16 protein-coding genes and 1 pseudogene are annotated in these 10339 nt (G+C 67.5%); 2 read left to right on the top strand and 15 right to left on the bottom strand.

Annotated elements, in window-relative coordinates; genetic code table 11:
* Nucleotides 1-115 precede the first annotated feature (115 nt).
* From ENN83_RS06515 to ENN83_RS06475, 9 genes are read right to left on the bottom strand one after another with little or no spacing between them, the layout of a single operon-like run.
* Nucleotides 116-622 (bottom strand): flagellar basal body-associated FliL family protein, encoded by a 507-nt coding sequence (locus ENN83_RS06515; protein WP_287185363.1) that lies wholly within the window; start codon nucleotides 620-622, stop codon nucleotides 116-118.
* A gap of 8 nt (nucleotides 623-630) precedes the next feature.
* On the bottom strand, nucleotides 631-1368 hold the full coding sequence (gene flgH / locus ENN83_RS06510) for a flagellar basal body L-ring protein FlgH (protein ID WP_287185361.1): 738 nt from the start codon (nucleotides 1366-1368) through the stop codon (nucleotides 631-633).
* Between the two features lie 13 nt (nucleotides 1369-1381).
* Nucleotides 1382-1822 carry a flagellar basal body P-ring formation chaperone FlgA gene (flgA, locus tag ENN83_RS06505; RefSeq protein WP_414707627.1) on the bottom strand — a complete coding sequence of 147 codons (441 nt, stop codon included), beginning with the start codon at nucleotides 1820-1822 and terminating at the stop codon, nucleotides 1382-1384.
* A complete protein-coding gene (flgG, locus tag ENN83_RS06500) occupies nucleotides 1819-2604 on the bottom strand; it encodes a flagellar basal-body rod protein FlgG (RefSeq protein WP_287185356.1) in 786 nt (261 codons plus the stop codon). The genes flgA and flgG overlap by 4 nt, the downstream gene beginning before the upstream one ends.
* Nucleotides 2605-2622: 18 nt before the next feature.
* Complete coding sequence (locus tag ENN83_RS06495; RefSeq protein ID WP_287185354.1) at nucleotides 2623-3345, bottom strand: flagellar hook-basal body complex protein; 723 nt, start codon at nucleotides 3343-3345, stop codon at nucleotides 2623-2625.
* 1 nt (nucleotide 3346) lies between these two features.
* Nucleotides 3347-3613 (bottom strand): flagellar biosynthetic protein FliQ, encoded by a 267-nt coding sequence (locus ENN83_RS06490; protein WP_253087682.1) that lies wholly within the window; start codon nucleotides 3611-3613, stop codon nucleotides 3347-3349.
* A gap of 3 nt (nucleotides 3614-3616) precedes the next feature.
* Complete coding sequence (gene fliE, locus ENN83_RS06485) at nucleotides 3617-3901, bottom strand: flagellar hook-basal body complex protein FliE (protein ID WP_287185352.1); 285 nt, start codon at nucleotides 3899-3901, stop codon at nucleotides 3617-3619.
* 11 nt (nucleotides 3902-3912) lie between these two features.
* Nucleotides 3913-4305 (bottom strand): flagellar basal body rod protein FlgC, encoded by a 393-nt coding sequence (gene flgC / locus ENN83_RS06480; protein ID WP_287185350.1) that lies wholly within the window; start codon nucleotides 4303-4305, stop codon nucleotides 3913-3915.
* A gap of 12 nt (nucleotides 4306-4317) precedes the next feature.
* Nucleotides 4318-4707 carry a FlgB family protein gene (locus ENN83_RS06475; RefSeq protein ID WP_287185348.1) on the bottom strand — a complete coding sequence of 130 codons (390 nt, stop codon included), beginning with the start codon at nucleotides 4705-4707 and terminating at the stop codon, nucleotides 4318-4320.
* An 84-nt stretch (nucleotides 4708-4791) separates the two neighbouring features.
* On the opposite strand from ENN83_RS06475, the gene ENN83_RS06470 reads away from it, so the two are divergent.
* Nucleotides 4792-6150, top strand: coding sequence for a FliI/YscN family ATPase (locus ENN83_RS06470; RefSeq protein ID WP_287185347.1), 1359 nt, complete (start codon nucleotides 4792-4794; stop codon nucleotides 6148-6150).
* A 16-nt stretch (nucleotides 6151-6166) separates the two neighbouring features.
* Here the strand turns inward: ENN83_RS06470 and ENN83_RS06465 are convergent, their stop codons facing one another.
* From ENN83_RS06465 to ENN83_RS06440, 6 genes are all read right to left on the bottom strand, one after another.
* Entirely contained in the window at nucleotides 6167-6964 is a 798-nt protein-coding gene (locus tag ENN83_RS06465; protein ID WP_287185345.1) for a DUF1217 domain-containing protein, read from the bottom strand.
* Entirely contained in the window at nucleotides 6961-7368 is a 408-nt protein-coding gene (gene flbT, locus ENN83_RS06460) for a flagellar biosynthesis repressor FlbT (RefSeq protein WP_287185342.1), read from the bottom strand. Before flbT ends, ENN83_RS06465 begins: the two co-directional genes overlap by 4 nt.
* Complete coding sequence (gene flaF, locus ENN83_RS06455) at nucleotides 7365-7745, bottom strand: flagellar biosynthesis regulator FlaF (protein WP_287185340.1); 381 nt, start codon at nucleotides 7743-7745, stop codon at nucleotides 7365-7367. The genes flbT and flaF overlap by 4 nt, the downstream gene beginning before the upstream one ends.
* 77 nt (nucleotides 7746-7822) lie before the next feature.
* Nucleotides 7823-9058 carry a flagellin gene (locus ENN83_RS06450; RefSeq protein ID WP_287185338.1) on the bottom strand — a complete coding sequence of 412 codons (1236 nt, stop codon included), beginning with the start codon at nucleotides 9056-9058 and terminating at the stop codon, nucleotides 7823-7825.
* 210 nt (nucleotides 9059-9268) lie between these two features.
* Complete coding sequence (locus ENN83_RS06445) at nucleotides 9269-9604, bottom strand: hypothetical protein (RefSeq protein WP_287185336.1); 336 nt, start codon at nucleotides 9602-9604, stop codon at nucleotides 9269-9271.
* Nucleotides 9594-9875, bottom strand: a complete 282-nt coding sequence (locus ENN83_RS06440; protein ID WP_287185334.1) for a rod-binding protein — start codon at nucleotides 9873-9875, stop codon at nucleotides 9594-9596. The genes ENN83_RS06445 and ENN83_RS06440 overlap by 11 nt, the downstream gene beginning before the upstream one ends.
* A gap of 116 nt (nucleotides 9876-9991) precedes the next feature.
* Between ENN83_RS06440 and ENN83_RS06435 the strand changes: the two are divergent.
* Nucleotides 9992-10339 (top strand): annotated as a pseudogene (locus tag ENN83_RS06435) (hypothetical protein); the annotation flags it as partial.

Here is a 10339-nt window from a genome sequence, read left to right as displayed (position 1 = left end):
GGCGCGCGCGCGCGCCGAGGAGGCGATGCGGATGCAGGAGGCCGCCCGGGCCTTCGGGCGGGACGACGCGCTGCACCGGCTGATCCGGCGCGCGGCGGGCGACTGACCCCCGGCTTCAGGCGTCCTGGCGGACGATATCGGTGATAAGGATGTCGTGCGCCCGCGAGCCGATGACCTGGCTGGCCGCTTCCAGCAGGGCGCGCCGCAGCATGGTCATGGTGCCGGTCTCGGTAAAGGCGCCGTCGAACCCGCCGGCATTGGCATGGTCGAACATGACCTGAAGAAAGACGTCGCGCAGCTTGGGCTCGTTCTTGAAGACCAGTTCGGTGCTGCCGGTCGTGACCTCGATGCTCAGCGACATCACCACCAGCGACGCGACGCGGCCGCCGCGCACCACCGGGATGACGAACTGGTTGTTCAGCTTGACGTAATCCCGCTCCGCATCCGCCTTGTCGCCGGATGCCTTCGACGCCGCCTTCTTGTCCACCTCCGACGCGTCCACGGCACCGGCCTCGCCTTCGGCCAGGACCTCGGGTTCCTGCGCGGGCCGCAGGAAATAGCCCGCGCCGGCCCCCGCCAGAAGGCCGACGATCGCGATGATGACGGGAAGCAGCTTGCCCATGGCGATGCTCAGAACGGCAGCAGGATGTCCGCGATCTGCTGGCCATAGCGCGGTTGCTGCATGTCGGTGATCTGCCCGCGCCCGCCATAGGAAATGCGCGCCGAGGCGATCTTGTCATAGGTGATCTCGTTCTGACGCGAGATGTCCTCGGGCCGGACATAGCCGGTGACGATCAGTTCGCGCATCTCGAAATTGACCCGCACTTCCTGCGTACCCTCGATCCGCAGCACGCCGTTGGGCTGGACCTCGGTGATCGTAGCGGCGACGCGCAGCGTCAGCTTCTCGTTGCGGCGGACCGAGCCGTTGCCATTGTGGTTCGTGTTCGAATTGGCATTGGCGGCATTGGCCATCGACGCACCGTCGGGCAGCGCCTGGTCGATGATCTGGGGCAGACCCAGCATCTGCGGGATGGCCATCGAGGTCGAGCCGCTGCGGCTGCGTGCGGTCGTGTTCGAGATCTCGGCCTTGTCGTCGATCTCGATCACTACCGTCACGATGTCGCCCCGCCGCCCGGCGCGGCGGTCGCCCAGAAGCGACCTGCGCCCGCCCGCCCAGAGCGACGAGCCGTCCGTCGCCGTGCGCCGCTCGGCGGTCTCGGGCAGACCGCCGGGCGTGGTCATCGCGTAATATTCGTTGGTGCCCTCGACCGGCTTGAACGACGGCGCCTTGCCGACATCTTCGAGTTTGGAACAGGCCGTCGGCAGGACAAGCGCGGCGGCGCAGGCGAGAAGGACATGGCGTTTCATGGGTCTGGGACTCCTAGGGTCTGGCAGAGGCGCCGACGGTGACGGTTCCGTCGGCCGCGACAAATCCGGTCACGGTGGTGCGCGAGGCAAGGTTCATCACCCGTACCGGATCGCCGACGCCCGCGCGTTCCAGCGCCCGTCCATCGGCGGCGATGTTCACGGGGCCGTTGCGATAGAAAACGGTCACGATCTGGTTGCGATCGACGATCGCGGGCGGGCCGAGATCGCCGGCCATGATCGGACGGCCGGCATAGAGGTTGACGCGCGCCTCCTGTCCGATTGCCTCGTGGGGATCGGTCAGCGCATCCGCCATCGTGCCCTCGGCCAGCGCGACATCCCCGGGGCCCAGGATCGTCTGGCTGCGGATCGTGCGCGCGGCCACCAGAATCTCGGCCGAAACCGGGGCCGGGGCGGCGGCGGCAAACGCGCCGAGAAGCAGCAGAACACGCATCATCGCACCTGTGTCGTGGCCGCCAGCATCTGGTCGGCGGCGGTGATGACCTTGGAATTCAGCTCGTAGCCGCGCTGGGCCTGGATCAGCTCGGTGATCTCGCGCACCGGATCGACCGAGCTTTCCTCCAGATAGCCCTGGCGCAGCGTGCCATAGCCCGGATCGCCCGGAACGCCCGCAAGCGCCGCGCCCGAGGCTTCCGTCTCGACAAACAGGTTCGAGCCGATGGCCTCCAGCCCCTTCTCGTTGGTGAATATCGTCAGCGTGAACTGGCCCAGCAATTGCGGCTGCACCTGGTCCTGGAAATAGACATAGATCTCGCCATCGGCATTGATCGACAGGCTGCGCGCGTCGTCCGGAATGACGATGCCCGGCGCGACCTCGAACCCGTCCGAGGTCACGATCAGCCCGTCGCCCGTGCGTTTCAGCGCGCCGTCGCGGGTATAGGCGGGGTTGCCGTTCGGCAGCGTGACCTCCAGATAGCCGCGCCCCTCGATCGCGACATCCAGATCGCCCCCCGTCCCCGACAGCGCCCCCTGCGAGATGTTCACCGTGACCGAGGCCGGCCGCACGCCCAGGCCCAGCTGCACCCCGGTCGGCAGCACCGTGCCGTCCGAGGCGTTGATCGTGCCCGGCCGCGTCACCTGCTGGTAATGCAGATCCGCGAACTCGGCCCGCCGCGGGTTGTAGCCCGTCGTGCTCATGTTCGCGAGGTTGTTGGAGATCGTCTCGACCCGCATCTGCTGGGCCGACATGCCGGTTGCGGCGATCGAGAGGGCGCGCATCTGTCAGTCCTTTCCGGTCTAGCTGGTGCCGCTCAGGGTGCGGACGGCGCTGCGGATGCGTTCGTCCTCCTGGTTGAGGAAGTTCTGGCCAAGCTCGTAGGCGCGCTGCACCTCGATCATTCGCGTGATCTCGGCGACGGCGCTGACATTCGACTGTTCGACGAAACCCTGCAGCATGGTGCCCTCCAGATAGGGCTCGGGCGGCCCGCCGGGGTCGAACAGCGTGCCCGCCACATGCGTCATCGCGTTGCGGTCTGCGGGCAGGAACAGCCCGATCTGGCCCAGAAGCTGGCCATCCGCGCTCAGCGTCCCGTCCGCCGCCAGCGCGACCGAGGCGGCATCGGGCGGCACGAAGATCGGTGCTCCGCCGCCATCCAGCAGCCGGTGACCATCGGGCGAGACCAGCTCGCCCTCGGCATTGGGCGTGAAACTTCCCGCCCGGGTCAGCCGCTCGCCCTGCGGCGTTTCCAGCAGGAAGAACCCCTCGCCCTCGATGGCGAAGTCGAACTGGCCATTGGTCTGGGTCAGCGGCGCCTGGCTCAGGTCGATATGGCGCACATGCGCGTTCGCCATCGACAGCGACCCGCCCGGCCCGTCGAGCGCGGCGATATGTTCCGAGAAGATCACGCCCTCGCGCCGGAACCCGGCGGTCGAGGCATTGGCGATGTTGTTGGCCACGCTCTGCATCTCGCGCATCAGCCCGACCTGGCGGGTCAGCGTGGTGTATCCGGTGCTGTCCATCTCAAATCCCCGCGATCATCGGCACGATCCGGCCGGTGAAGAAACCCGTCAGCGTCTCGGTCATGAAGGCCATCGACATCCAGAACACGATCAGGATCCCGGCCAGCTTCGGCACGAAGGTCAGCGTCATTTCCTGCACCGAGGTCAGCGCCTGGAACAGGCCGATCGCGACCCCGATCACCAGCGCCGCGGTCAGGATCGGAATCGAGATGATCACCGCGATCCACAGCCCCTGGCGCAACGTGTCGTAGAAGACGAATTCGGTCATGGCCTACACCGGCATCCTGAGGATTTCCTGATAGGCCTCGACCACCTTGTCGCGCACGGTGACCGCTGTCTCGATGGCCAGCTCGGTCTGGGCCAACGCCTGCACCAGCGCATGGGGATCGGCGCTCCCCGACATGGCCGCTATCGCCGTCTGCTCGCCATTGCGCAGCGTCTGGGCGAATTTCTGGGCGGCATCGGCAAAGGCGCCGCCCTGTTCGGGCTTCTGCGGCTGGGTCGCGGGCCGGGATGCGGCATAGGCATTGGCGGCGATTCTGGAACGGATATCCATGGATCAGTCTCCTAACGGCGCAGCAGGTCGAGCAGCCCGCGCGACATCTGCCGGGCCTGGTCGAACAGTTTCAGGTTCGCCTCGTAGCTGCGCTGGGCCTCGCGCGCGTCGGCGATCTCGATGATAAGGTTGACGTTCGAACCGTCGTGATACCCGGTCGCATCGGCCATAGGATGCGAGGGGTCATAGATCTTGGGCAGTTCGGTCCGGTCCAGCCGCACCGGCCCCGTCCTGACCGCGCCTTCGGGGCCCCTGGACGACAGCTCGGCCTCGAAACTCGTCAGCTTGCGCCGGTATCCGGGCGTGTCGACATTGGCGATGTTCTCGGCCAGGTGGCGCAGCCGCTCCGCCTGGGCGCGCAACCCGCTGGCCGAGAGGCCACGACTGTCACTGAGATCGGTCATTCACGCCTCCTGTCACGACCGGCCCAGCGAGGTCCGGATGATGCCCAGCGACGAGCGGTAGACCGCCAGCGCCAGGTCGTGCTTGCTCTTGGTATCGGCGGCCTTCAGCATTTCCTCTTCCAGGGAAACGCTGTTGCCGTTCGGTTCTCCGGGGCCGTCCACGGCCTGCAGATCGGTGCGGAAGGGCAGGGGATCGCACGCCGGCAAGTGCCCCTCGCGCGTCTTGCGCAGGTGCATCTCGTCCCCGGACTTGCGATAGGTATCGGCGAATGCCGCAATGTCCTGCGCCCGGTATCCGGGCGTGTCGGCATTGGCCACGTTGCGGGCCACGACGGCCTGGCGCGTGCCGGCATGCGTCGCCAGCCCATGCGCCATGCGGAAGATTTCCAGCTTTTCGAACATCGGGGATTCTCCTACGGTTTCAGCCAAGGCTTACGGATGATTCTTTTAGAAACGGTAAGTGTTGGCCCGGACCGGAGACGCCGAATGCCCGAAAGCCCCTTCGCCGCCCTACAGACCCGCATCGACGCACTGGCCCCGATCCGCGCGGTCGGCCGCGTCACGGCCGCGGGCAGCGGCACGGTGACCGTCGCCGGGCTCTCGGCCGAGGCCGGTCTGGGCGATCTGGTCGAGATCCGGCATGGCCGCGGCGTGCGCCGGCGGGGCGAGGTGCTGGCCCTGGCCCAGGGCACCGTGACTGTGCTGCCCGACGGCACGCCCGAGGGGTTGTCGGTGGGCGACCGCGTCGTTCTGCTGGGGCCGGGCCAGATCGCGCCGCATCGCGGCTGGCTGGGCCGGGTGGTTGATCCCTTCGGCGCCCCGCTCGACGACCGCCCGCTGATGCCGGGACCCGCGTTCCGGGCGCTGCGCGCCGCGCCGCCGCCGGCCACCGCGCGCCGGGGCCTCGGCCCGCGGCTGGCGACCGGGATGGCCGCCTTCGACACGCTTCTTCCGATCGTGCGCGGCCAGCGCATCGGCCTGTTCGCGGGTTCGGGCGTCGGCAAGTCGACGCTGCTGGCCAAGCTCGCCCGCGGCGTTCAGGCCGACATGGCCGTGATCGCCATGGTCGGCGAACGCGGCCGCGAGGTCGGCGAGTTCGTCTCGCATGTGCTGGGGCCCGAGGGCATGGCGCGCTCGGTGATCGTCGCCGCCACCTCCGACCAGTCGCCGATGGTGCGCCGCCGCGCGGCCTGGGCGGCAATGGCCGTGGCCGAGCATTTCCGGGACGAAGGCCACCATGTCCTGTTCCTCGCCGATTCGGTCACCCGCTTCGCCGAGGCGCATCGCGAACTTGCCCTTGCCGCGGCCGAACCCGCGGCGCTGCGCGGCTACCCGCCCTCGACCGCGCAGGCGATCATGGCGCTGGCCGAACGCGCCGGCCCGGGTATCGAGGGCACGGGCGACATCACCGCCGTCTTCTCGGTGCTGGTCGCGGGGTCCGACATGGACGAGCCGGTGGCCGACATCCTGCGCGGCGTGCTCGACGGGCATGTGGTGCTTGATCGGCGCATCGCCGAACGCGGCCGTTTCCCGGCGGTCGACCTGCTGCGCTCGGTCTCGCGCAGCCTGCCGCGGGCGGCCAGCGGGCCGGAGAACGCGCAGATATCCCGGGCACGCCGGTTGCTCGGCGCCTATGACCGGGCCGAGATGATGATCCAGGCCGGACTGTACGCCGCCGGGTCCGACCCCGAGATCGACGCCGCGATCCGGGTCTGGTCCGGGCTCGACGCCTTCCTGTCCGAAGATGCCCCGGGCGGGGTCGAGGCCAGCTTCGCCCGCCTCTCGCAGGTCCTGGCCGCGGCCGATCCGGACGGCCAGGCCAGCCGCGCCGCCCCGCAGGCCTGATCCTGCCCGGCCTGCCTCAGCCACCGCCGCGCAAGAGCGTCAGCGCGGTCTGGCCCGGGCTGGTGCCCCCGAAACCGGCCGCGATCTCGCTGCGGATCAGGAACATCTTGATCAGCTTGTCGCGCTTGTCCGGGTCGGTGAACTGCGCGGCCTCGGAACTGCCGAACATCGCCTTGGCCTTTTCGCGATAGACCTCGACCTGCCGGTCCAGGTCGATCGCGGCAAATGCGGTGGGCAGGCCGAACGCCTTGTCGAAGACCTGCCGCATCGGGCCTGAGCCCAGCACGCTGAACCACTTGGCGCGGTCGCTCTGCTCGCCCCCGGCGATGCCGCCCAGCTCGCGGTCGATATTCAGCGCCAGCCGCATGTCGTTGTTCTGCTCGCCGATCGCCATCTCGAAGCTGCGCTCGCGATAGGCCTTGGCGATCCGGTCGACAAAGCCCGGCTCCTGCGTGCGCGGGGGGCCGGACCCGCCGAAGCCGAAGGCCTCGGCAAGCTTGAAATAGCTCTTGTCGGCCAGCTTGTTGGCCAGCGCGTCCTTGGCGCTGGTGCCCTCGGACAGGATCTTGCGGATGAAGAATTTCGAGCCGATATCGTCCTGCAGCCCGAACGCGCCCAGCGCCACCTTCAGCAGCCGGTAGTCCGAGACGATCTCGTCCGCATTCGTGACCTTGCCGATCTTCTCCGCGAAATAGTCGATGTCGCGCTGCACCGTGGCGGATTTGTCAAAGGCCTCCTGCTGGCGCTCCATCGTGCGTTCGAGGAAGCGCCAGCCGGCATAGCCGCCAACGGGCAGGATCGGCTGAAAGCTCATGACGGCCTCGCACCCGCCAGCAGGCGTTCCTCGCGCGGCAACAGGCTGCGCAACGCCTTCAGAACCTGGTAGTAATCCGCCGTCAGCACCGCCTGGGTGGCCAGCGTCAGCTGGGTGCGGCTGTCATGGTCGGTCAGCACCTGGCTTAGCTGCTCGATCCCGCGCAGCAGTTGCGGGTGGATGTCCTCGGGCACCGAATCGCCCGACAGGACCAGTTGCGCCATGTAGCAGACCCGGCGCACGGGCGTGTTCACCTCTTCGGGGTGGATCGCGTCGCGCAGCCGCAGGATGTTGGCATTGGGCGTCTTGATCGACAGCCGGGTGCGGCGGTCGCCATTCTCGATCACCGCGCCATTGACCAGAACCCGTTCCTTGGGGCCCAGCTTCAGGACAAGACCGCTCATGCCACCGCCTCCGATTTCTCGAGGCCGCGCATCACGGCGGTGTTGATCTCGACCAGCGGGCCGATATCGGCCTTTCCGTTCAGCACCAGGCGGCTGTGATGGGTGGTGAATTCGAACAGGTAGAAGATGCGCGCGCGCAGCGCCGGGGGCAGGCCGTTCTCGCCATCGGCGACATCGGCGGCCAGCATCGTCCAGAGCGTGCGGTTGTCGTGGATCGCTGCGACCAGCGCGGGAAAGTTGCGCCGACCGGCGGCATCGGCTGCCTTGAGGCGCGCGGTGATGCGGGCGAAGGCGGCGTATTCGGTGGCGCGGGGGGTGCGCATCCGGGCCTGGGCGGGGGCCGAATAGGCCGTCTGGGCCATGTGCAGGGCGTTCATGCTGTGTCCTTCCGTTCTGAGAGGGGGCGAGGTCCGTCAGGAAAGGGCCGGGGAATTCCCCCCGGCCCTGCCTTGCCTTAGCGGAAGAGCGACAGCAGGTTCTGCGGCGCCTGGTTGGCGATGGACAGCGACTGGGTGCCCAGCTGCTGCTGCACCTGCAAGGCCTGCAGGCGGGCCGAGGTGGCCTCCATGTCGGCGTCGGTCAGCGTGCCGATGCCCGTTTTCAGCGAATCGGTCAGCTTGCTGACGAAATCGGCCTGGATCCCGATACGTTTCTCGACCGAGCCGAAGGACGCGGATGCATCGATTGCCGACTGGATCATGTTCTCGATTTCCGTCAACGCCGCCTTCCGCTCCGTATCGGAAGCCGTGGAGCCGACATTGAGGGAATCCAGCGCTATCAGCGCCCCTGCATTGCCCGTGCCGAGTTCGATACGATAGGGTTCGAACGCTGTCCCGGCTGTAGCATCGGCTAGGGTGACCTGGACACCATCCGTCCCGTCCCCGGAAAACGTGAAGATGTCCCCGAACGCCGCATTGACCTGTTCGCCCAGCTTGCTGGCGATATAGGCGTTCACATCGTCCGCGCTCGTCGGATTATTATTGCCCGAGGCGAGGGCAGAGATATCCTCGGAGGTGTACTTGAGCGAGAAGGTCTTTCCGTTGACCGAGGCGCTGTAAACGCCTTCGTCGCCAGTTGCCGCGAGCGCGGCCGCGGCGGTGCCGGTGTTGGTGTCGTCGATTGCCCCTTGGGCATTGGTGCCGTCGGAGTAAAGCACCGTCTTGGTGCTGGCGGTGAAGCCGTCCGATGTCAGGTTCTGCGTCGCGACGTCGATCGAGGCGGCATTCACGTTGCTGGACGTCCGGTTGAGAGACGACAGCACTTGGACATTGCCCGCGTTCGAGCCATCCAAGAGATTGAGGCCGTTGAACTGCGCCGACGCGATTACCGATTTGATCTGATCGCTCAGCTGCTTGATATCGGTTTGCAGCTTGTCGCGGTCCATGTTGCCTTCTTGGGCGTTGGTGATCTTGTCCTTGATCTCGGTCAGCAGTTCGGTGACCGACTCCGTCGCGTTTCGGGCAACCGCAACCGTCGATTCGCCCAGCGCAAGGTTGCCCGAAATGGCTTCGAAGCCCTTGACGTCGGATTCCATTACCTTCGAGATGGCCCAGACGGCGGCATTGTCCTTGGCCGAGCTGATCGACTTGCCGGTCGAAATCTCGTCCTGCACCTTGGCCATGTTGGCGTTGATGCTTTTCAGGGTCTGCAGCGCGGTCATCGCGCCGGTATTCGTCAGAATGCTGGACATGAATTCGGTCCTTCCTTTTCGTATGGCGCTTTGCGCCACGGGTTGAAGCCGCCTGTAACGACGATCCAAGGTGTTCTCACCCTTACGGCTGTGGAGAGGTCCCGTGCCGTGCCATCCATCTTCCGGACGCGGTCCCGAGCATTTCAGCTGCGGGTTAAACGACGGCTAATGCAATAAGGTCTTACCGGGGCGTCTGGGCGAAAATTGGGCCTAGGCGCGGCGGGTCAGCGACCCTTGTGTGGCGCCGATCGGGCTGCACTGGCCGCTCTTGTCATAGGTGCTCAGCGGCGCGGCCGGTTCGCGGGCGCGGCGCAGGGTTTCGGCCGCGCTGTCGACGCCGCGGCGCACGGCCTCCAGCAACTCGGCATTGCGTTCGGCCAGCGTCCTGAGTCGTGCCAGACTTTCGGCATCCGTCTCGGGCTCGGCCGCCAGATCCGCCGCCAGCCGTTCCTTCTCGTCGGCGATCCCGGCCAGCGCCGCGAAATCGGCAAGGCGCAGCGCCTCGGCCTCGCGCTCCAGCAGCGCCTCCAGTTCCTCACGTCCCATCGGCCCGCTCCTTCAGCGATTCGAACAATTGTTCCGCCAGCCCGATCCCGCCCGCGCGCACCATCTCCCCGGCCTGCGCCTCGCGCAGGAAGGAGGCGAACTGCGCCTCGCCCGCCCCGCCGGTGAACGCGCCCTGGCTCTCGCCGAGGCCCGCATGTTTCAGCATCTCGGCCAGGAACTGCGCCTCCAGCTTCTGCGCGGCCTCGCGCAGGCGCGTTTCCTGAACGGCGTGGCCCTGGCCACCGATGGGCGAACTGAGCGGGGGCAGCATGGCGGGATCCCTAAATTGCGACTCGTTTTTCCGCTTATGCGGGGCAAGCGGTAAAGAACCGGTAACCGGTTGCCCCCATCCTGCCCGGGATCAGTGGCAGAAGTCCGGTAATGCGCATGCACCCCTTTCCCCTATTCGACCTTGCCCCGGGCGCGCAGACCGCGTCGTTCCGGCCCGGCACGACCACGCCCGCGGCAGAACCGGGCGCCTTTCTGACCGCCTTTGCCCGGAATCCCGACGCCGCACCGGCCGTGCCGTGGGCGGCCCTGGCACCTGTCCCGATCCCGACCGGCCCCGAGAGCGAGCCGCCCGGCACGCCGATCGCGGCCGGGATGCCGCTGCACGACTTTGCCCTGTTGCCGGTCTCGGACCCCTCCGCGGCCCAGCCCGACGCGCCGGATCCCGCCATCCCCGACGCGCCCCCCCCGAGCGCGGCGGGGATGGCGGGATCCGGCGCGTCGGGC

The sequence above is a fragment of the Rhodovulum sp. genome (assembly GCF_011048875.1).
Lineage (GTDB): Bacteria > Pseudomonadota > Alphaproteobacteria > Rhodobacterales > Rhodobacteraceae > Rhodovulum > Rhodovulum tesquicola.
The sequence above is the reverse complement of the archived record's forward strand: the minus strand, read 5'-3'. Positions and strand labels throughout refer to the sequence as shown.